The 19,148-nt window shown below is 71.7% G+C and carries 21 protein-coding genes; 13 read left to right on the top strand and 8 right to left on the bottom strand.

The window, feature by feature from the left end; genetic code table 11:
- Positions 1-191: 191 nt before the first annotated feature.
- The 12 genes from ACIBST_RS09155 to ACIBST_RS09100 all read left to right on the top strand — a co-directional run bounded on the left by ACIBST_RS09155 (position 192) and on the right by ACIBST_RS09100 (position 10,460).
- On the top strand, positions 192-869 hold the full coding sequence (locus ACIBST_RS09155; RefSeq protein ID WP_397170381.1) for a hypothetical protein: 678 nt from the start codon (positions 192-194) through the stop codon (positions 867-869).
- 1 nt (position 870) lies between these two features.
- Positions 871-1,587, top strand: a complete 717-nt coding sequence (locus ACIBST_RS09150; protein ID WP_397170379.1) for a hypothetical protein — start codon at positions 871-873, stop codon at positions 1,585-1,587.
- Positions 1,584-2,879 (top strand): CpaF family protein, encoded by a 1,296-nt coding sequence (locus ACIBST_RS09145; RefSeq protein WP_397170377.1) that lies wholly within the window; start codon positions 1,584-1,586, stop codon positions 2,877-2,879. Before ACIBST_RS09150 ends, ACIBST_RS09145 begins: the two co-directional genes overlap by 4 nt.
- 2 nt (positions 2,880-2,881) lie before the next feature.
- Entirely contained in the window at positions 2,882-3,727 is an 846-nt protein-coding gene (locus tag ACIBST_RS09140) for a type II secretion system F family protein (protein ID WP_397170375.1), read from the top strand.
- Positions 3,720-4,640, top strand: a complete 921-nt coding sequence (locus tag ACIBST_RS09135) for a type II secretion system protein (RefSeq protein WP_357994571.1) — start codon at positions 3,720-3,722, stop codon at positions 4,638-4,640. Before ACIBST_RS09140 ends, ACIBST_RS09135 begins: the two co-directional genes overlap by 8 nt.
- Positions 4,640-4,873 (top strand): hypothetical protein, encoded by a 234-nt coding sequence (locus ACIBST_RS09130; protein WP_357969997.1) that lies wholly within the window; start codon positions 4,640-4,642, stop codon positions 4,871-4,873. The genes ACIBST_RS09135 and ACIBST_RS09130 overlap by 1 nt, the downstream gene beginning before the upstream one ends.
- On the top strand, positions 4,857-5,279 hold the full coding sequence (locus ACIBST_RS09125; protein WP_357969999.1) for a TadE/TadG family type IV pilus assembly protein: 423 nt from the start codon (positions 4,857-4,859) through the stop codon (positions 5,277-5,279). Before ACIBST_RS09130 ends, ACIBST_RS09125 begins: the two co-directional genes overlap by 17 nt.
- Complete coding sequence (locus ACIBST_RS09120) at positions 5,276-5,671, top strand: TadE/TadG family type IV pilus assembly protein (protein WP_397170373.1); 396 nt, start codon at positions 5,276-5,278, stop codon at positions 5,669-5,671. The genes ACIBST_RS09125 and ACIBST_RS09120 overlap by 4 nt, the downstream gene beginning before the upstream one ends.
- Before the next feature lie 20 nt (positions 5,672-5,691).
- A complete protein-coding gene (locus ACIBST_RS09115) occupies positions 5,692-6,078 on the top strand; it encodes a pilus assembly protein TadG-related protein (protein WP_397170372.1) in 387 nt (128 codons plus the stop codon).
- A gap of 70 nt (positions 6,079-6,148) precedes the next feature.
- The gene (locus tag ACIBST_RS09110) at positions 6,149-8,899 is read left to right on the top strand and encodes a BTAD domain-containing putative transcriptional regulator (RefSeq protein ID WP_397170370.1); all 2,751 of its coding nucleotides are present in this window, start codon (positions 6,149-6,151) and stop codon (positions 8,897-8,899) included.
- A complete protein-coding gene (locus ACIBST_RS09105) occupies positions 8,896-9,531 on the top strand; it encodes a hypothetical protein (RefSeq protein ID WP_397170368.1) in 636 nt (211 codons plus the stop codon). The genes ACIBST_RS09110 and ACIBST_RS09105 overlap by 4 nt, the downstream gene beginning before the upstream one ends.
- Positions 9,528-10,460 (top strand): hypothetical protein, encoded by a 933-nt coding sequence (locus tag ACIBST_RS09100; RefSeq protein WP_397170366.1) that lies wholly within the window; start codon positions 9,528-9,530, stop codon positions 10,458-10,460. Before ACIBST_RS09105 ends, ACIBST_RS09100 begins: the two co-directional genes overlap by 4 nt.
- A 23-nt stretch (positions 10,461-10,483) precedes the next feature.
- Here the strand turns inward: ACIBST_RS09100 and ACIBST_RS09095 are convergent, their stop codons facing one another.
- The 5 genes from ACIBST_RS09095 to ACIBST_RS09075 form a co-directional block, all read right to left on the bottom strand.
- Positions 10,484-10,915, bottom strand: a complete 432-nt coding sequence (locus ACIBST_RS09095) for a MarR family winged helix-turn-helix transcriptional regulator (RefSeq protein ID WP_397170364.1) — start codon at positions 10,913-10,915, stop codon at positions 10,484-10,486.
- Positions 10,916-11,092: 177 nt separating this feature from the next.
- On the bottom strand, positions 11,093-12,004 hold the full coding sequence (locus tag ACIBST_RS09090) for a hypothetical protein (RefSeq protein ID WP_397170363.1): 912 nt from the start codon (positions 12,002-12,004) through the stop codon (positions 11,093-11,095).
- 30 nt (positions 12,005-12,034) lie between these two features.
- Positions 12,035-12,547, bottom strand: a complete 513-nt coding sequence (locus ACIBST_RS09085; RefSeq protein ID WP_397170361.1) for a methylated-DNA--[protein]-cysteine S-methyltransferase — start codon at positions 12,545-12,547, stop codon at positions 12,035-12,037.
- Complete coding sequence (locus tag ACIBST_RS09080) at positions 12,544-13,947, bottom strand: AlkA N-terminal domain-containing protein (RefSeq protein WP_397170360.1); 1,404 nt, start codon at positions 13,945-13,947, stop codon at positions 12,544-12,546. Before ACIBST_RS09080 ends, ACIBST_RS09085 begins: the two co-directional genes overlap by 4 nt.
- A gap of 77 nt (positions 13,948-14,024) precedes the next feature.
- Positions 14,025-15,281: an MFS transporter gene (locus ACIBST_RS09075; protein ID WP_397170359.1), complete on the bottom strand. Its 1,257-nt coding sequence runs from the start codon at positions 15,279-15,281 to the stop codon at positions 14,025-14,027.
- A 60-nt stretch (positions 15,282-15,341) separates the two neighbouring features.
- On the opposite strand from ACIBST_RS09075, the gene ACIBST_RS09070 reads away from it, so the two are divergent.
- Positions 15,342-16,340: a DUF5937 family protein gene (locus ACIBST_RS09070; protein ID WP_397170358.1), complete on the top strand. Its 999-nt coding sequence runs from the start codon at positions 15,342-15,344 to the stop codon at positions 16,338-16,340.
- On the opposite strand, the gene ACIBST_RS09065 is transcribed toward ACIBST_RS09070, so the two are convergent.
- From ACIBST_RS09065 to ACIBST_RS09055, 3 genes are all read right to left on the bottom strand, one after another.
- A complete protein-coding gene (locus ACIBST_RS09065; RefSeq protein ID WP_125632505.1) occupies positions 16,298-17,239 on the bottom strand; it encodes an NYN domain-containing protein in 942 nt (313 codons plus the stop codon). The genes ACIBST_RS09070 and ACIBST_RS09065 overlap by 43 nt on opposite strands.
- Before the next feature lie 107 nt (positions 17,240-17,346).
- Positions 17,347-17,547, bottom strand: a complete 201-nt coding sequence (locus tag ACIBST_RS09060; protein WP_397170356.1) for an acyl-CoA carboxylase subunit epsilon — start codon at positions 17,545-17,547, stop codon at positions 17,347-17,349.
- Complete coding sequence (locus tag ACIBST_RS09055; protein WP_364325929.1) at positions 17,544-19,133, bottom strand: acyl-CoA carboxylase subunit beta; 1,590 nt, start codon at positions 19,131-19,133, stop codon at positions 17,544-17,546. Before ACIBST_RS09055 ends, ACIBST_RS09060 begins: the two co-directional genes overlap by 4 nt.
- Between the last annotated feature and the right edge of the window lie 15 nt (positions 19,134-19,148).

Below are 19,148 nucleotides of genomic sequence, written 5' to 3'. Positions count from 1 at the left end.
TAAAACTGTGACGAGCATGCCGATAAATCGGTATTAGTCAACTTGGTAGAGACAATAGGCATCGATTATTCCGGGTTGACATCGTGCCACCTGCGAAACAAGCATGGGTCCTCGCATTCCGCCCACGCCTCACCCGGGCGCCCCACATAATGGGCGTGAATTCCGCATTTCACAATGGGAGCCCCCCACCCATGAGGACCAGTGAAAAACCTGCCGCCGACAACGCGGCGGCGGGGTTGTCCGGCCCGGCCTCGCGCAAGCTCCCCGTGCCCCCACGCGAACGCAAGCCGGCCCTCGCCGCGCTGGCGGTCCTGCTCATACTCGGCGGAGCGCTGGCCACCACGCTGCTCGTGCTGCGCAGCGGCGACCGCGTCTCCGCCATCAGGATCACCCAGCAGGTCGGAGCGGGCCAGAAGTTCGACGACGGAATGCTCGAAGAGGTCAAGATCGCCTCGGACACGGGCGTCGACTACGTCCCCTGGTCCCGGCGCTCGGAGGTGACCAGCAGCTTCGCCGCGGTCACGATCCTGCCGGGCACCCTGCTGACCAACCGGATGGGCAGCAAGGCCAGCGACGAACTGGGCCCGGGAAAGGCCACCGTCGGTCTCGCCCTCAAACCCGGCCAAATGCCCGCCGGCATTGAACAGGGCGACCGCGTCCAGGTCGTGTACGTGCCGAACCGGACGGCTCAGGGGCAAAGTCGCGTACTCGCCGAGAGCGCGCTCGTGTTCAGTACCGGCGACAAGAACCGGACCGGCGGTAATTCCGGGCAGATCACCGTGATCGTCGATTCGTCGGACTCGCCGCAAATACTCGCCTATGCCTCCAGCGGAGAGATCGCGGTGGCCGAGCTCCCGGGAGCGCGCTGACGTGGCGCTGATCGTTCTGGCCGCCGACAAGGGCGCGCCCGGCGTGACCACCGCGGCCACCGCCCTCGCGGCGGTGTGGCCGCGGCCCGTGCTGCTGGCCGAGTGCGACCCGGCCGGCGGCGACCTCGCCTACCGGCTGCCCGCCGCCGACGGCGGCGTGCTCAACCCGGGCAAGGGCCTGCTCACGCTCGGCGCGACCGCCCGCAGGGGCCTCGAACCCGCCCAGATCCACCAGCACACGCAGAAGATCATCGGCGGGCTCGACGTGCTGGCCGGGCTCACCCACGGCGAGCAGGCGGCCGGGCTCACCTGGCTCTGGGGCCCGCTGGGCAGGTCGCTGGCCGCCATCCCCGACGCCGACGTGATCGCCGACTGCGGCCGCCTGGGCTCCCACCCGCAGCTCGCCGACCTCCTCGCCGAGGCCGAGCAGGTGCTCCTGCTCACCAGGGCGACCCTCGACCACGTCGCCCACCTGCGCGAACGCCTCCAGATCACCAAGGCGCACGGCGTCGTCGTGATCGCCGACCCGCGCAACTACCGGGCCTCGATCGAGGACGTGCGCAGGATCGTCGGACCCATCGTCCAGTTCGTCCACGGGCTGGCCCACGACCCGAAGGGCGCCGAGCTGCTGCGCGGGCAGTGGGGCGGCCGGCTCGACCGGTCCCTGCTCATCCGCACGGCCCGCGACCTCGCCGCGAGGCTGGTGAGCAACCGATGATCGACCACTCGCTCGTCAAGCGGTTCCGCCAGGAGGTCGGCGACCGGCTGGCCCAGCAGCGCCGCATCGACCAGGCGAGCGGCGTCCCGCCGATGTCCGGCGAGGACGAGCGCCAGTTCGCCAGGGCGCTGATCTCGCAGGTGCTGGAGGAGCACGCGCGCAACGAGATCGGCCTCGGCCGCACGCCGCCCACCATCGAGGAGGAGGAGGCCCTCGCGGCCGGCATCCACGCCGCCCTGTTCGGCGTCGGCCGCCTCCAGCCGCTGCTCGACGACCCCGAGGTCGAGAACATCGACATCAACGGCTGCGACCGCGTGTTCGTCAGCTACGCCGACGGCCAGGAGCTCATGCACGACCCGGTCGCCGAGTCCGACGACGAGCTGGTCGAGCTGATCCAGATCCTGGCGGCCTACTCCGGGCTGTCCAGCAGGCCGTTCGACACCGCCAACCCCCAGCTCGACCTGCGGCTGCCCGACGGCTCCCGGCTGAGCGCGGTCATGGACGTCACCGTGCGCCCGGCCGTGTCGATCCGCCGCTCCCGCCTCGGCAAGGTCTTCCTGTCCGACCTGACCGGCAACGGCACGATCAGCCCGGAGATCGGGAGGTTCCTGACGGCCGCCGTCGCGGCCCGCAAGAACCTCATGATCGCCGGGTCCACCAACGCCGGCAAGACCACCCTGCTGCGGGCGCTGGCCAACGAGATCCCGCCCAGCGAGCGGCTGATCACCGTCGAACGCGCTCTTGAGCTGGGCCTCGACCAGTTCCCCGAGCTCCACCCCAACGTGGTCGCCTTCGAGCAGCGCCTGCCCAACTCCGAGGGCCAGGGCGAGATCTCCATGGCCGAGCTGGTCAGGCGCTCGCTGCGGATGAACCCCAGCCGCGTCATCGTCGGCGAGGTGCTGGGCGACGAGATCGTCACCATGCTCAACGCGATGACCCAGGGCAACGACGGCTCGCTGTCGACGATCCACGCCAACTCCAGCATGGAGGTCTTCAACCGCATCGCCACCTACGCCCTCCAGGCCGCCGAGCGGCTGCCCATCGACGCCACCCACATGCTCATCGCGGGCGCGATCGACTTCGTCGTCTTCATCGAGAAGCGCAACGACTACCACGTCGGCGGCACCCTGCGCCGCTACGTGTCCAGCATCCGCGAGGTCAACGGCTGCGACGGCCGCGTGCTGTCGAGCGAGGTGTTCGCGCCCGGTCCCGACGGCGCGGGCGTCCCGCACGCGCCGGTCTCGTGCCTGGAGGAGCTCGTCGCCCACGGCTACAACCCGGGAGGCTGGTGAGGATGGCGTTCGACCTCGACCCGCTCGCGATGGTGGCGGGCGCGGCCGCCGGCGGCGGCCTCTTCCTGTTCTTCCTGGCCCTGTACGGCCTGCGCCGCCGCCCGTCCCAGCCCAGACGCCCGCTCGTCAAGATGCTGACCACCCGCACCGCCGTCGCCGCGGTGTCCGCCGGCCTGGTCCTGGTGGTCACGGGCTGGCCGGTCATGGCGGTGGGCGCGGTGCTGCTGGTGTTCGCCTGGCGCGGACTGTCCGGCGGCGCGGCCGAGGAGCGCGCCGCCATGCGCCGCCTGGAAGGGCTGGCCGCCTGGACCGAGTCGCTGCGCGACACCATCGCCGGGGCGGCCGGGCTGGAGCAGGCCATCCCGTCCTCGATCAGGGCCGCCGCGCCCACGCTCCGGCCCCACCTGCGGGCCATGGTCGACCGGCTGCACACCCGGATGGCGCTGCCGGAGGCGCTGTCCCGCTTCGCCGACGAGCTCGACGACCCCTCGGCCGACCTGGTGATCGCCGCGCTCATCCTCAACTCCCGGCTGCGCGGCCCCGGCCTGCGCGACGTGCTCGGCGCGCTGGCCGTCTCGGCCCGCGAGGAGCTCGACATGCGCCGCCGCGTCGAGGCCGAACGCCGTGCGACCAGGCGCAGCGTGCAGATCGTGGTGATCACGGCGCTGGTCTTCGCCGGGCTGCTCATCCTGTTCAACCCCTCCTACGTCAGTGAGTACGGCTCCGCCCTCGGCCAGGCCGTGCTCGTGGTCGTCGGCGGCCTGTTCGGCGCCGGGTTCGCGTGGATGCGGCGGCTGGCCAGGTTCGACAAGCCGACCCGGCTGCTGATGGGAGGCGGTCATGGTTGAGGGCGTGCTGGCCGGGGCGGTGCTCGGCCTCGGCCTGTTCGTGCTGGTACGCGCCTTGTTCCCGGCCCGTCCCGGGCTGGTGGCGCGGCTGCTGGCGCTCGACGCCGTGCGCGAGGACGCCGACGCCCCGCGCATCCAGCTCCTGCTGCCCGAGGAGGAGGTCAGCGCCTTCCGCCGCGGTCTCGGCGCCCGCCTGGCCCGCCTCTACGGCGCCCGCGGCTGGGAGGCCCGCTCGGTCAAGTCCGACCTGGCCCTGCTCGGACGCTCGTTCGAGGCGTTCCTGGCCACCAAGGTGCTGCTCGCCGCGAGCGGCCTGCTGGCCTTCCCGATCCTGCTCGGCTGGCTGGCGCTCATGGGGTGGGGCGTGTCGTTCACGGTGCCGTTCTGGTCGGCCGTGCTCGTGGCGCTGCTCTTCTTCTTCCTGCCCGACCTGCAGATCCGCAAGGAGGCCGCGGCCATGCGGCGCGACTTCCGGCACGTCGTGGGCGCCTTCCTCGACCTGGTCTCGATGAACCTGGCGGGCGGGCGCGGCGTCCCCGAGGCGCTGATGATGGCCGTGTCGGTCAGCGGCGAGCAGCCCAACTGGGCGATGGGCCGCATCCGCGACGCGCTCGGCGGCGCCCGGATCGTCGGCATCACCCCGTGGCAGGCGCTCGGCCAGCTCGGCGAGGAGATCAACGTCGACGAGCTGCGCGACCTGTCGGCCGCGCTCGGCCTGGTGGCCGACGACGGCGCCAAGGTGCGCGCCTCGCTCACCGCCAGAGCCGCCACCCTGCGCCGGCGCGAACTGGCCGAGATCGAGGGACGCGCGGGCGAGCGTTCGCAGTCGATGCTCGTGGCCCAGCTCCTCCTGTGCGCCGGTTTCGTGATCTTTCTCAGTTTTCCCGCCGCGATGAAGATGTTGGGGGCCTGATGAACCATCCATGGATCGTCTATCTCACCGCCTACCTGGGGGTGCGGATCCAGCGCGCCCGCACCGCGCCCAGCAGGGGCGCCTCCGCCGTCGAATGGGTGATCATCACGGCCATCATCGCGGGCGTCGCGCTCGGGCTGGCCACGCTGATCAAGACCCTGGTCGAGCAGAAGTCCAGCGAGATCCAGGGCACGTTCGGCGGTGGCGGCGGCGGTGGTGGCGGAGACTCGTGAGCGGGGCGCGACCGTGATCGAGCTGGCGTTGCTGATGCCGGTCATCCTCGCGGTCGCGCTCCTCGTCGTGCAGGTCGCGCTCTGGTTCCACGGACGCCAGATCGCCGAGGCGGCGGCCAGGGAAGGCGCGCGGGTGGCCAGGTCGGCGCCGTTCGACTCGGGCGACTGGCAGGGCGCGGCCACGGCGAAGGCCACCGACATCGTCAAGGCGGTCGGCCCGCGGCTGCTGGAGAACGCCGCGGCCACCACCTCCGAGCGCGACCCCGACCAGCGCTTCGTCACGGTCACGGGCAGCGCCGTGCAGGTCGTGCCGCTGCTGCCGCCGCTCACGTTCACGATCACGGCGACCGCGGGCGGGCCGATCGAGTGCTTCCGTCCCGACAACGGCGGTGATGACTGCCGATGAAGCCGGGCGAGCGCGGCTCGATGGCCGTGGAGACGGTGATGCTCGCCCCCGTCTTCCTGCTGTTCCTCATGTTCCTGGTCGGGGCGGGGGTGCTGGTGGAGACGCAGGGGCGGGTCAACGGCGCGGCCAGGGACGCCGCGCGGGCCGCGTCCGTGCAGCGGAGCTTCGACGACGCCGGCGCCGCGGCGGAGAGCACCGCCAAGAGCTCACTGGACGACAAGTGCGGCGCCACCGCCGTGAACCTGGACGGATCCACCTGGGAGGCGGGCGGCCAGGTCCAGGCGGAGGTGACCTGCGAGCTCGACCTCGGCTTCCTCGGGTTCGGCGGCACCAAGCGGCTGACGGGTACCGCCGTGGTGCCCCTTGAGCAGCTCGTCAGGAGGGAGCCGTGAAGGCGGGGGAGCGGGGGTCCATGTCGGTCTTCACCGTGCTCTTCTCGGTCGTGGTGTTCCTCCTGGCCGGGCTGCTGGTCGACGGCGGCGCGGCGATCAACGCCCGGCTGCGCGCCGCCGACGTCGCCGAGCAGGCCGCGCGGGCGGGCGCGGACAAGATCGACGTCGACCGCCTGCGCACCGGCGGCGAGGTCGCCCTGCTGGACGAGGGCCAGGTCTGCGCCAGGGCCGACGAGATCGTCGCGGCCCAGGGCGGCGACGGCGTGGCCCGCGGCTCCTGCTCGGTCCAGCAGGACCGGGTGACGGTCAGCGTCTCGGTGCGGTGGGAGGCGTTCTTCCTCGGGGCGCTCGGGTTCCCGGGCTCGGAGATGAACGGCGAGGCCACGGCCGCCCCGGAAGCCAGGTAGACCGATTCCCGCCACTCGGTGGCCGGGGCAACGCACGAGGCAGGACGCTGGACGGAAGAAGGGAGCGGCGATGCCGACGCGAGAGCCGACGCGAGAGCCGACGCGGGAGCCGGCGCGCCCCCCGGGGCGGCACCAGCCCAGGCGGCCGCCTGCGCGCATCCCGGCCAGGCGGACCTTCGGCGACGTGCTCGCCGGGCTCGCGGCGCTGGTGGCGCTGGTGGCGCTGGTGGGCGGGGTGCCGTACGCGCTGCTCAGGTTCGCCGGGCCGCCGGTCACGTCCGAGATGCTCGACCTGCGGTTCTTCACCGCCGAGGCCGGGCCGAGCACGATCCAGGCCGTCCTGGTGCTGCTGGTGTGGCTGGCCTGGTTCCAGCTCTTCGTGTGCGTGCTGGTCGAGGTGTACGCCGGTGTCCGAAGGGTCGGGATGCCCGCCCGCGTACCGCTGTCGGGCGGCACGCAGGCGCTGGCCAACAAGCTCGTCGGCGCCGTGCTGCTGCTGTTCACCGCCGGGGCCATGATCGCGCCCATCGCGCGGATGGCCGCGCCGCCCGCCGCGCCGCCGGTGACCGCGGTCGCCTACTCCGCGCCGATCGTCGAGCAGACGCTGGAGACCCACAAGACCAAGAAGGTGTACGTCGTGCAGCCCCCGCACGGGAGGCACCACGAGAGCCTGTGGGAGATCGCGGAGAAGTGCCTGGGAGACGGCCGCCGATATCCCGAAATTTACCGACTCAACCAGGCCAAGGAGCAGCCGGACGGCACCCGTCTGCGCATGGCCGACCTGATCAGGCCCGGCTGGGTGCTCGACATGCCGGACGACGCCAGGAACGTGCACATCGTCCCGGCCGGCCAGTCCCGCGAGCAGACGCTGCGCGAGCACCCCGGCGTGGCCCACACCCGCGCCCAGCCCGACGCCCGCCACCACGCCGCCAAGAAGGCCACGGAGGGCAAGACCGCCGAGAAGAGCGAGAAGGACCAGGCCAGGCACCGCAAGCCCGACGTCCGGCAGGACCAGCCCGAGATCACCATCAGGCAGGCCCAGAGCCTCGACCTGATCGACTACCTGGCCGGGGCCTCGCTGGCCGCCGCCGGGCTGCTGGCCCTGCTGGCCAGGAGGCGGCGGGAGCAGTTGTGGCGCAGGGCGTTCGGACGCCGGATCGTCCGGCCGCGCGACGACGCCGCCCAGGCCGAGGTCGCGCTCAGGCTGGGCGGCGACGCGCCGGGCGCGCGCATCCTCGACATCGGGCTGCGGCTGCTCGGCGCCGAGCTGGCCGCCCAGCACCGCACCCCGCCCACCGTCTACGGCGCCCACCTGTCCCCGCGCACGCTCGACCTGTGGATCCACCCGCCGGACGACGACCCGCCCGAGCCGTGGACGGCCCAGGACGGCGGCCAGGTGTGGCGCCTGCCCGCCCACGAAGGCCGGCTGCTGGAGGAGCAGGCGGGCGGCGCGCCGTACCCGGGGCTGGTCTCGATCGGCACGGACGCGAGCGGCCGGGTGCTGATCGACCTGGAGGCCGCGCAGGGCCTGATCAACATCCGCGGCCCGCAGACCACCGCGGCGCTGGCCGCGCTCGCCGTCGAGCTGGCCACCAACCGCTGGTCCGACCGCATGCGCATCACGCTCGTCGGGTTCGGCGAGGAGCTGACCGCCATCGCCCCCGACCGGATCAGGGCCGTCGGCAGCCTGGCCGAGGTGCTGCCCGAGCTGGAGGCGACCGCCGCGCCGCGCCGGGAGGTGCTGACCGGACGCGTCTCCGGCAGCCCGCGCGACGCCCACTACCTGCTGTCGGCCGTGGCGCCCACGCACGAGGAGGCCCGCCGCCTGGCGCTGCTGGCCCGCCGGGACACCGCCGGGTACGTCCTGGCCGGCGACGTCCCGCACGCCACCTGGACGCTGGAGATCGGCGACGACGGCAAGGCGCGCATCGCCGAGCTGGGCTTCGAGGTCGAGGCCCAGCTCCTGCCGCGCCGCCACTACAAGGCGCTGATCGACCTCTTCCGCACCGCCGGACGGCTCGACGGCGAGACCTACCCCGAGGCCGAGCCGCTGGAGGGCCTACACCCGCCCGCCGTCGAGATCAGCATGCTCGGCCCGATCGAGATCGCCGGGCTCGCGCCCCTCGAAGAGGGCCGCATGGCGCTGGCCACCGAGCTGCTGATCTACCTGGCCACGCACCCCGGCGGCGTGCACCCCGTCGTGCTCGGGGGCGTGTTGTGGCCGCGCGGCGTCCAGACCATGGTCAGGGACGCCACCATCGCCCGCGTCGCCGACTGGCTCGGCCCCGAGCACCTGCACGTCGACGAGGCCGGGCGGCTCAGGCTCGGCCCCGAGGTCCGTACGGACTGGGCCCTGTTCCGCGAGCTGGTCCGCCGATCCCAGCACGACCCGACGGCCCGCACCGTCCTGCTGGAGAAGGCGCTCGGCCTGGTACGCGGCCCGCTCCTGGCCAACCGCCCGTCCGGCCGGTACGCCTGGCTGGCGGCCGACGACCTGGAGTACGACGTCGCGGCCGGCGTGGCCGACGCGGCCCACCGGCTGTGCGAGCTGCGGCTGGCCCAGGACGAGCCGGACGCGGCGGTGGCGGCCGTCCGCGCGGCGTTGCTGCTGGCGACCGACGACGAGGGGCTCTGGCGCGACCTGCTGCGGGCCACCTCCGCCACCGGCGACGCCGTCCGCATGCGGGCCGTGGTCGAGGTGCTGACCCGCAGGGCCGCCTCCCACCCGTACGGCGGCGGGATGGCCCCGGAGACCGAGGCGTTGATCGAGGAACTGCTGCCCTCGTGGCGCATCCACGTGGTGAGGGAGTCGTCCGCATGAGACGTATGACGGTGATCGCGCTCGTCCTGCTGGCGGCGGGGTGCGGGCAGGCCGAGCGGCCGTACACGCCGCAGCCGGGTCCGTCCGGGACCAGCGCGGCGACCGCGACCGCGACCGCGACGGCGCCGGCGACCACGACGGCGCGGCCCTCCGCGGACGCGCCCGGCGTCGAGACGGTCGAGGTCGGCGGCGGGAAGCTGCGGGTCGACATCGACTGGCCCGCCCGGCGTGACCCGCTCATGCGGGTGATCACCGACTGGTACCTCGCCTCCCGCAAGGTGATGGTCTCCGGAAGCGATCGATACCTGAAGGATCTGGATCTCGAACTCCAGGCGGTGCGCCAGGCGTATGACGGAGTACGCCGGTACACCGAGGAGGACAGAAGGGTGCAGGGCGTCGCCAGACTGTACGGCCTGCGGGTCACGAAGGTGCTGGACAAGGGCGCGCAGATCGACACCTGCGTGGACGAGTCGAAGGCCCGCGTGATCAGCGCGAGCAGCGGCGAGGCCGTCTCGCCCCAGCCCTCCATCATGCGCGCCCCCTACCTCCAGAGGGCCCTCGCGCACCGCGGCGACGACGGCGTGTGGCGGATCCGGGAATTCCTCTATGACAAGGAAGGGTGCGCGCGATGAACCGCGTGATCTCGCTGGCCACCGCAGCCCTGATGCTGCTGGGCCAGCTCGACGACCCCGGCGAGACGGCCGGCAGCCCCATCGAGCACGGCCGGACCAGAGGGATCGAGCTGCGCAACTCCAGGATCGTCATCTCCGGCAACGGCGCCAAGGGCGGCAACACGGACGGATACGTCCTCAAACGCCCCTGCTGGTACGAGCCCGGCATGACGGGCGCCGAGATGCTGAAGTCGCAGGAGGGCCTGCGCGACTACTGGTTCAGGTACACCAAGGACGCCTCCGAGGAGGGGTTCCAGGAGTTCCTCAAGCAGTTCAAGGACAAGGTCGGCAAGGACGGACGCTGGTGGGGCCCGGCGTACGACGCCTCCGACCCGAAGGGCCAGGTCTGCTTCGCGGCGCTCGACCCGTTCGTGTTCGTGCCGCCGGGCACGACGCCGCCCGCCGGGATCACGATCCGGGAGCTCGCCGAGATCGCCAGGGCGTCCCTGACCGTGCCCGAGCCCACGATCAGACTGAGCCCCGACGCCAAGAGCTTCGTCAACCTGCCCACCTGGGTCTGGCTGGAGGGCCTGGGCGAGCGGCGCAGATCGGTGACCGCGGAGATCCCGGGCGTCATGAGCGTGACCGTGGTGGCCACGCTGAAGAGCATCAAGATCGACCCGGGCACCACGAAGGACCGGGCGGAGGTGCACGAGGAGGGCTGCGGGGCGGCCGGACGCCCGTACGCCAAGGGGGCCTCGTTCACCTGCGGCGTGCGTTACCTGCGGGCCTCGATCGACCAGCCGCGCGAGGCGTACCGGCTCACCGTCACCACGTCGTGGCCGGTGGAGACGACGGGTGACGCGGTGCCGTTCCAGTTCGCGCCGGTCGAGGCGGGGGCGACCCGGGACGTGCCGGTCGGCGAGATCCAGAGCAACGTGAAGCCCTGACGGGGGGGCGAGCCGGTGCCGGGCTAGGCGATCACCGCGGCCAGCGGTGCCAGCTCGGGCTGCCCGGCCGCCTCCGCCAGCACCTCCTTCAGCACGCTGTCGTGCGTCGGGCCCGCGGCGGTCAGCAGGTCGCGGCCGCCGGGGGTGACCTCGGAGTAGATGCCGCGCCGGTCGTCCTCGCACAGGTAGCGCTTGAGCAGGCCGCGCTTCTCCAGCCGGGTGACCAGCCGGGTCGTGGCGCTCTGGCTGAGCACGACCGCGCGGGCGAGCTGCTGCATGCGCATGTGCCAGCCGTCCTGGCGGGCCAGGACGTCGAGCACCGTGTACTCGCTCACGCTCAGGCCGTGCGCCTTCTGCAGCGCCTTCTCCAGCCTGTCCTCGATCTTGGCGTGCAGGGCGGCGAGGGTGCGCCACCCCTGGGCACGCGCTTCCACGGCGTCGTCGGCCAGAGGCATGGGACCCCCTCCTCGTGCTCGTGTCGACGATTAGTAGGCGTATGCAAATGATGCCTACGCCGTCTAACGTCGCATGAACCCCATTCTATGCCGCCAGCCGTCCGCCGGCGGGCCCTCATCGCCCCGCGGACGCGCACAGGGCCGACGCGAGATCGTCGCGTCGGCCCTGTGATGTGCTCAGCTCACGTCGAAGAGCTCTTCTGCGGTCTCGACGGTGATGGCCCTGTCGATCCATCTCCCGAGAAGGTCGAGGTCGGTGCACTCACCGATCCGCTCGGCCGTCTCCTCCGGCACCGTGATGCCGCGTGCCCCCAGGATCCGCAGGATCGCCTTGGCTTCGCCTCGGGCCTCGCCTCGGGCCTCGCCTCTGGCCTCACCGAGGGCCTCGCCTTCGGCCTTGCTCTCGGCGACCCACTGGCGGACCCACTTGCTCTTAGGCTCGCGTGTTCCCATGGCCATAGTGAACTCCAGGAATTTGTTGATGGCGACCTCGGGCAGCATTGCGAGAACGAGGTCAACGTAGATTTCATGCTCTCTGGGCAGATGCTGCAGAGAGTCGACGAAGGTTTGCAGGACCTTGAAGCCCTCCTCGCCGTCGTTGCCGTGCACGATGGCCGAGAGAGTGGCGAGCTCCGGTTCGGCGATGGCCTGGAGGAGGTCGGTGACCTTCGGGATCTGGTCAGGCCCGATCACGATCGGGTGGAGTGTCCAGCCGGGGTGCCCCATGTCGATGGCCCGCGCGCACTTGCGCGCCTCCTTGCGGTCGGGGCAGAAGACCAGCAGCAGGCATGGGCCCTTGATGCGGGCACGTAGCGTGGCCAGGTAGACGGGCCAGGACCAGGTCTTCTCCTCCCGGTACCGCCGCTGCACTTCCACGACGACCCCTGCCAGCGGCTTTCCGTCATTGAGGACGACGACCGCGTCGGCCCGGAACTCGGTCGGCTGGCAGGCGGTGAAGTCCGGACTCTCCAGCCGGGCCTCGTTGAATCGGGGGACCGGCACGCCCGCCTCGGTCAGCAAGGTGGCGACGAGGGAGGGGCGTTGCCGGACGAGTTCCAGGAGGAACTCATGTTCCAATGTCGGCGACATGCGAACACATTACCGAACGCAGTCGTTACATTACTTTGAGTTGAGGTTTTGTCCGCTTTCGTGGGCGAGGAGCCATTCCTTGACCGGGACGCCGTAGTAGTAACCGCCGTAGCCGCCCGTGCTGGGCAGGACGCGGTGGCAGGGGACGAAGGGGGCGATGAGGTTCTGGGCGCAGGCGGAGCCGGCGGCGCGGGCGGCAGTACGGGGCAGCCCGGCGGCCTGGGCCAGCTCGGCGTACGAGACCGTCGTCCCCGCGCGGACCTCGCGCAGCGCTTCGTGCAGGCGCTTGCGGGTGGGGGAGCCGGGCTGCGAGACCGGGACGGCGTCCAGGGCGTCGAGGTCGCCGTCGAAGTAGGCACGGACGGCTTCGGCGGGGGCGCCGAGGTCGTCCACCACATCGAGGCCCTCCGACTGAAGGGCCGGGGTGAGGCGGACGAACATCTCCGCCGGGTCGGCCGTGAAGCCGCCCGCGACGAGGACGCCCTCGCGGGTGAGCAGCGAGAGCGGGCCGATCGGCGTCGGCAGGACCTGGGCGGTGATCATGAAGAGCTCCAGAGGTGCAGGGCGGCGTAGGCCCGCCAGGGCCGCCACCGTTCGATGTGGTCGTCGGGGATGCCCAGGGCGGCCATGCGCTTGTTAAGCACGAGGTCGCCCGTGGGCCAGGCGTCGGGGTCGCGCAGCGCCCGCAGCGCGATGTAGCTGGCGGTCCAGGGGCCGATGCCGGGCACCTTCAGCAGCTCGGACACGGCCTCGGCCGGGTCCTGGCCGCCGTCGAGGTCGATGTCGCCGTCGGCGACCCGGCCCGCCAGGTCGGCGAGGGTGGCGATCCTGCGGTTGGTCAGGCCGAGGCCCGTCAGGTCGGCCTCCCGCAGCTCGGCCGCGGTGGGGAAGAGGGGGCCGCCGGTCCTGGCGACGATGCGGCCGAGTAGCGTACGGGCTCCGGCCACCGAGATCTGCTGGCCGACCACCGCGCGTACGGCCAGCTCGAAGCCGTCGAACGTGCCCGGCACGCGCAGTCCGGGCCGCGCCGCGACGAGCGGGGCCAGCGAGGTCTGGCCGAGCGCCTCGGCGATGGCGTCGGGGTCGGCGTCCAGGTCGAGCAGGCGGCGGCAGCGGGCGACGATGCGGGCGAGCTGCCGGGTGTCGGCCAGGGCCACGTCGAGCGCGATGTGGTCCGGCCGGGGGGTGAGCGTGATCGTCCCGCCCGGCACGACCCTGGAGTACGACTCCGGGCCCGCGACCTCAAGGCCGGGGATGGCGCGCGAGGTCAGGAATCCGAACACGCCCGCCACGTCGTACGGCTCGCGGCGGTGCAGCCGCAGCCGCAGCGTGACCGGCCCGGCGGCCTCGGGCTCGGGCGGCGCCGCCGGACGTCCGGCCGTGGCGCGCAGCTCGCTCGGCGTGAAGCCGTACGTCTCCCGCATCGTGGCGTTGAACTGCCGCACGCTGCCGAACCCGGCCGCGAACGCCACCTCGGTGACCGGCAGCCCGGTCTCCGTCAGGAGCTGCTTGGCCAGCAGCAGCCGCTTCGTCCGGGCCACGGCCAGCGGCCCGACGCCCAGCTCGGCCACGAACAGCCGGTGCAGGTGGCGTTCGGTGATGTGCAGCCGCCGGGCCAGCCCGGCCACGCCGCGCTCGTCGGCGGCTCCGTCGTCGATCAGCCGCAGGGCCCGGCCGATGAGGTCGCCGCGCAGGTCCCAGCCGGGATCGCCGGGCGACAGCTCGGGACGGCAGCGCTTGCACGGCCGGAACCCGGCCGCCTCGGCCGAGGCCGCGTGCCGGTAGAAGCGCACGTTCCTGGAGGACGGGGTACGCGCCGGGCAGATCGGCCGGCAGTAGATGCGCGTGGTCGTCACCGCGGTGTAGAAGCGCCCGTCGAACCGGGAGTCCCTGGCGGAGACCGCCCGGTAACAGGAGTCGAAGTCGAGCTCTAGGGGTGACATGCCCCCGAGACTATGCGCGGGCCGCGGGTGCCGACCGGCGGAAATCGGACCTCACCATGAAAACGCAGGTCAGCAGGTCAGTACGGCCGATCGGCGGTATTCGGACCTGAGCGGCGAAGGGCTGAGAAGTGGATCGGAAGCCAGCTCACGGCCATGATCACCGCACCTGCCCAGAGCGGCGCGCGCACCCCCCACACCTCGCCCAGCAGCCCGGCCAGCAGCCCGCCGAGGCCGACCGCGCCCATCAGCAGCAGCCGCATGGTGGCCGTCATCCGGCCGAGCAGGTGGTCCGGCGTGACGCGCTGCCGCATGCTCACCAGCAGCACGTTGTTCACCCCGGTACGGAACGTCAGCACGAACCAGGCCGCCGCCGCGGCCCACAGCCACGGCCCGGCGTCGAGGAGCGGGATCACCAGCGCGGCCGGGGCGGTGGCCAGGCTGACCAGCCACACCGCGCGGCCCGTGCCGAAGCGCCGGCCGAGCAGATGGGCCGACGAGGACCCGGCGAGCACGCCGAGCCCGCCCACCGCCAGGTACGCCCCGAGCACCCACTCCGGATACCCGAGCCGCCCGACGACGAGCACCGGCAGCAGGACCGAGCAGAGCGGGAACGCCAGGTTCGCCATCGTGCCCTGGACCAGGGCCGCGACCAGCACCCGGTTGCCGAGGATGAACCGCACGCCCTCGGCGATCCGGGCCCGCAGGGACTCCGCGGACTCCGCCGAGCCGTCCCGCGCGAGGGCCGGTTCCGGGACGCCGCGCAGCCAGGCCGCCGACCACAGGTAGCTGAGCGCGTCCAGCAGCACGGCCAGTGGCGCGCCCGCGACCTGGGCCAGCACCCCGGCGAGGCTGCGCCCGGCGACGTCCATGCCCGCGGCCGTGCCCACGAGCAGCGAGTTCGCCGACGTCAGCCGCTCGCGCCCGACCAGCCCCGGCACGATGCTCATGGACGCCACGTCGAACAGCAGCGACCCGGCGCCCACGAGCACCGTCACCACGTAGAGCTGCGCCATGGACAACGTCCCGGCCCACCAGGTCACCGGCACCGACAGCAGCGCCACGGCACGGGCGGCGTCCATCGCGATCATCAGGCGGCGCCGCCGGACGCGGTCCACCCAGGCCCCTGCGGGCAGCCCGATCACCAGGGCCGTGAGCGTGGCGAGCGCCGAGAGCAGCCCGAGCTCGCCCGCGCCCGCCCCGAGGGCGGTCACGGCGAGCAGGGGGAGGGCGACGTAGGTGATCTGGCTGCCGAGCTGGCTGATCGCGCCGGCGACGAACAGATTGCGGAACGCGCGAAGCCGCAGGAGCGGAGCTTCCACCAAGGTTGCTGACATGTCGGCAGGATGCTGAAATGTCGGGCAAGGCCGCTATCGATTAAGTGACAAGCAAATTCAATGACCCTCGACCTGACGTTCACCGCCCACGACCTCGCCAACATCCGCTTCGCCGTCTCCCCACTCGGCGAGGTCGTGGCCAGCGCGCGCGTGGTGAAGAACCCGGCCGCGCACCCGCTCCTGCGCCCCTGGGCCGACCAGGTTCGCCGCCGCCTCCAGGACGTGGACTGGCGGCTGCTGTCGGACCTGGTCCCGGTGCCCACCGTCTCGATCGCGGGCTTCACCTGCACCCCGCCCTCGACGTCCATGCCGGACCTGGAGCTGGAGCTCGCCACGATGCGGGGCGCGGCGGCCCGGGTCCGCACAGATCTGGACCACATCGGCGGTCCCCGGACGAAACGGGTGCAGGCCCTCTACGACGACCCGGAACAGGGCCTCGAACGCCTGGCCGCGGAGGTGGCCGGCTACTGGGAGGCGGCGATGGCGCCGTACTGGCCGCGGATCAGGTCGCTGCTGGAGGGCGAGATCCTGCACCGCGCCCGGCTGCTGGCCGAGGGCGGCGCCCAGCGCATGCTGGCCGACCTCGACGACGCCGTCACCTGGGACGACGGCACGCTGCGGCTGGAGCATCTGTACGTGTCCGGCCGCCGGTCACTGAGAGGGCTCGGGCTGCTGCTGGTGCCGTGCGTGTTCGCCTGGCCGCGGGTGCTGTCGGTCACGACGCCGCCGTACCAGCCGACCGTGCGCTACGCGCCGCGCGGCATCGCGACGCTCTGGGAGCGCCGCGAGCTGGACCCGCCAGAGGCGCTGGCCGCCGTGCTCGGCAGGACGCGCGCCCGGCTGCTGGCCGAGCTGGACCAGCCCGCCTCGACGCGCGACCTCGCCCAGCGCGCCGGGCTCTCCGAGCCCGGCGTCAACCAGCACCTGACCGCGCTGCGCAAGGCCGGCCTGTGCACCGCGCACCGAACCGGCCGGTACGTGCTCTACGCCCGTACGGCGGTCGCCGAGACGCTGCTCTACTTGGAGGAGACCCCCACCCCCAGGTCGAACTCCCGGTAGACGCGCGCCCAGAACCCGTCACGCAGCCAGACCCGGGCCTCCGGGTAGGGCCGCAGCGAGTGCCCGAGCTCCTTCTCCGCCTCGATCAGCAGCTCGGTGTCGATCACCGTCGGCAGTATCGGGCCGGGCAGCAGGTCGCGGATGTTGTCGCGGCCGCGGGTGAGTATCCACTTCTGGGCGACGTGCTCGCCGACGTCCTCCACGCGCGGACGGCTGGGCCCCAGCTTGGCGACCTGGCCGGGCTTGGCGTGCGGCTTGACCGGCGCGCGCCCGGCGAACACCTGGGCGGGCGAGGGAGCCGCGGCGGGCGGGGTGACCGGAACCGGCTGCGGAGCGCGACTGAAAAAGGGTCTCAGGAAATCGGCGGAGATCACCTCCACCGTGTCGGACTCCCACACCAGGCGCTCGGCCTGGTTGGTGCCGTAGGGCGGCTCGACGCCCCACAGGTGGATGCGCACGCCGTACGCCTGCGCCGCCTCGACCGCCGGAACCATGTCCTCATCGCCCGCCAGCAGGATCGTGTCGGTCACCGCGTGATGCCGGGCGAGAGCCTCCAGGTCGCTCCTGATCTGCGCGTCGACGCCCTTCTGCTGGCCGCGGGCGTTGAGGTTGCCGAGGCGCACCTTGACCCACGGAAGCTGGGCGATGACTCGCTGGTCGACGGTCGGCACACGGTCGCGGGCGGCGTCATACCAATAGATCCGCAGAAGTTCGCCGGAAATACGTTCCTCTGCATGTTTCTGTAGACTCTGGATGAGCTCATCGGCGGCCACCCGATATTCCTTGCGTTCCTTCGCGCCGAGCAGCACCTCACCTGCCGCAGCGTAGAGATAACCGACATCCACTAGGACGGCGTACTTGGCTGCCACAGGATGCGGCATGAGGTCTGGGATGGCCATGTCGTCCTCCAGGCCGCGGTGTTAGTTGATCGGCTGACTATATACGCCTACTTTCTCTAGATAGTCCCAACTCCCGGGGAACTTGACACCCGATTCCCGGGATCTATCTACGGTAGTGCGCTCATCCGCCAAGCCGCCTTCCCCGGCGCGCCAGGGTTACGCATACCTCTGGCGGGGTTTCGCCATGTTTGTCTACGGGGTCTCTCGGGTTCGGCGTACGAGCTCCGCCGCGTGGCGAGCACGGCCACCACGGCCGCGATCTCCTCGGGCGTGGCGTCGCCGCGGACTATGCGCAGGTGGTCGCTCATAGAGGAATGTTCCCATGCTTCTTCGGCGGCAGCGAGGCTCTCTTGTTACGCAGCGCGCGAAGTGCCCGGACAACTTGGGGCCGGGTTTCGGACGGCCGAATCACCGAGTCCACATAGCCGCGTTCGGCCGCGATGTACGGATTGGCCAAAGTGTCCTCGTACTCGGTGACGAGCCGGGCGCGCTCGGCGTCGGGGTCGTCGGAGGCCGCCAGTTCGCGCCGGTAGAGGATGTTGACCGCGCCCTGGGCGCCCATGACCGCGATCTGGGCGGTGGGCCAGGCGAGGTTGACGTCCGCGCCGAGGTGCTTGGAGCCCATGACGTCGTACGCGCCGCCGTACGCCTTGCGGGTGATGACCGTGACCAGCGGGACCGTGGCCTCGGCGTAGGCGTACAGGAGCTTGGCGCCGCGGCGGATGATTCCGTTCCATTCCTGATCGGTGCCGGGGAGGAATCCCGGTACATCAACAAAAGTCAGGATCGGAATATTAAAGGCATCACAAGTTCGAATAAATCTGGCGGCCTTCTCGGAGGCGTCGATATCCAGACATCCGGCGAAATGCATGGGTTGGTTGGCGACGACCCCGACCGGCTGGCCGTCCACGCGGCCGTAGCCGACCACGATGTTCGGCGCGAACAGCGCGTGGACCTCCAGGAACTCCCCGTCGTCGAGCACGTGCTCGATCACCTGGTGCATGTCGTACGGCTGGTTGGGGGAGTCAGGGATCACCAGGTCGAGCTCGGGGTCGGGCTCCAGGTCGGCGGCGGCGGCGAAGGCCGGGGGCTCGTCCAGGTTGTTGGAGGGCAGGTAGGACAGCAGCGCCTTGACGTAGTCGAGGGCGTCCTCTTCGTCGGCGGCCTGGTAGTGGGCCACGCCCGACTTGGTGTTGTGCGCGCGGGCCCCGCCCAGCTCCTCGAACGTGACCTCCTCGCCGGTCACCGTCTTGATCACGTCGGGCCCCGTGATGAACATGTGGGACGTCTGGTCCACCATCACCACGAAGTCGGTCAGGGCGGGCGAGTAGACGTGGCCGCCGGCCGCGGCGCCCATGATGAGCGAGATCTGCGGGATCACGCCGGAGGCGTGCACGTTGCGCTTGAAGATCTCCGCGTACAGGCCGAGCGCGACCACGCCCTCCTGGATGCGCGCGCCGCCGCCCTCGTTGATGCCGATGATCGGGCAGCCGGTCTTCAGCGCCAGGTCGATCACCTTGACGATCTTCTCGCCGTACACCTCGCCGAGCGAGCCGCCGAAGACCGTGACGTCCTGGGAGAACACGCAGACCTGGCGGCCGTCGATCGTGCCGTGGCCGGTGATGACGCCGTCGCCGTACGGCCGCCGCTTCTCCAGCCCGAACATCGTGGACCGGTGGCGGGCGAACTCGTCGAACTCCACGAACGAGCCCTCGTCGAGCAGCGCGAGCACCCGCTCGCGCGCGGTCATCTTGCCCTTGGCGTGCTGTTTGTCCACCGCCGACGACGATCCGGCGTGCACGGCCTCGTCGAGCCTTCGCTCCAGGTCGGCGATCTTGCCCGCGGTGGTGTGGATGTCCGGCATCTCCGGCATGGGATCGGCGGCTGCGCTCATGCGCGTTAGGCTAAC

The organism is Nonomuraea sp. NPDC049684 (assembly GCF_044465345.1).
In the GTDB taxonomy this organism is placed as follows: Bacteria; Actinomycetota; Actinomycetes; order Streptosporangiales; family Streptosporangiaceae; genus Nonomuraea.
The sequence above is the reverse complement of the archived record's forward strand: the minus strand, read 5'-3'. Positions and strand labels throughout refer to the sequence as shown.

Bases quoted from the DNA above. Each gene is read 5' to 3' on its own strand.
- ACIBST_RS09155 (WP_397170381.1), top strand. From the start codon at position 192: ATGAGGACCAGTGAAAAACCTGCCGCCGACAACGCGGCGGCGGGGTTG.
- ACIBST_RS09145 (WP_397170377.1), top strand. From the start codon at position 1,584: ATGATCGACCACTCGCTCGTCAAGCGGTTCCGCCAGGAGGTCGGCGAC.
- ACIBST_RS09140 (WP_397170375.1), top strand. From the start codon at position 2,882: ATGGCGTTCGACCTCGACCCGCTCGCGATGGTGGCGGGCGCGGCCGCC.
- ACIBST_RS09135 (WP_357994571.1), top strand. From the start codon at position 3,720: ATGGTTGAGGGCGTGCTGGCCGGGGCGGTGCTCGGCCTCGGCCTGTTC.
- ACIBST_RS09130 (WP_357969997.1), top strand. From the start codon at position 4,640: ATGAACCATCCATGGATCGTCTATCTCACCGCCTACCTGGGGGTGCGG.
- ACIBST_RS09120 (WP_397170373.1), top strand. From the start codon at position 5,276: ATGAAGCCGGGCGAGCGCGGCTCGATGGCCGTGGAGACGGTGATGCTC.
- ACIBST_RS09115 (WP_397170372.1), top strand. From the start codon at position 5,692: ATGTCGGTCTTCACCGTGCTCTTCTCGGTCGTGGTGTTCCTCCTGGCC.
- ACIBST_RS09110 (WP_397170370.1), top strand. From the start codon at position 6,149: ATGCCGACGCGAGAGCCGACGCGAGAGCCGACGCGGGAGCCGGCGCGC.
- ACIBST_RS09105 (WP_397170368.1), top strand. From the start codon at position 8,896: ATGAGACGTATGACGGTGATCGCGCTCGTCCTGCTGGCGGCGGGGTGC.
- ACIBST_RS09100 (WP_397170366.1), top strand. From the start codon at position 9,528: ATGAACCGCGTGATCTCGCTGGCCACCGCAGCCCTGATGCTGCTGGGC.
- ACIBST_RS09095 (WP_397170364.1), bottom strand. From the start codon at position 10,915: ATGCCTCTGGCCGACGACGCCGTGGAAGCGCGTGCCCAGGGGTGGCGC.
- ACIBST_RS09090 (WP_397170363.1), bottom strand. From the start codon at position 12,004: ATGTCGCCGACATTGGAACATGAGTTCCTCCTGGAACTCGTCCGGCAA.
- ACIBST_RS09085 (WP_397170361.1), bottom strand. From the start codon at position 12,547: ATGATCACCGCCCAGGTCCTGCCGACGCCGATCGGCCCGCTCTCGCTG.
- ACIBST_RS09080 (WP_397170360.1), bottom strand. From the start codon at position 13,947: ATGTCACCCCTAGAGCTCGACTTCGACTCCTGTTACCGGGCGGTCTCC.
- ACIBST_RS09075 (WP_397170359.1), bottom strand. From the start codon at position 15,281: ATGTCAGCAACCTTGGTGGAAGCTCCGCTCCTGCGGCTTCGCGCGTTC.
- ACIBST_RS09070 (WP_397170358.1), top strand. From the start codon at position 15,342: ATGACCCTCGACCTGACGTTCACCGCCCACGACCTCGCCAACATCCGC.
- ACIBST_RS09065 (WP_125632505.1), bottom strand. From the start codon at position 17,239: ATGGCCATCCCAGACCTCATGCCGCATCCTGTGGCAGCCAAGTACGCC.
- ACIBST_RS09060 (WP_397170356.1), bottom strand. From the start codon at position 17,547: ATGAGCGACCACCTGCGCATAGTCCGCGGCGACGCCACGCCCGAGGAG.
- ACIBST_RS09055 (WP_364325929.1), bottom strand. From the start codon at position 19,133: ATGAGCGCAGCCGCCGATCCCATGCCGGAGATGCCGGACATCCACACC.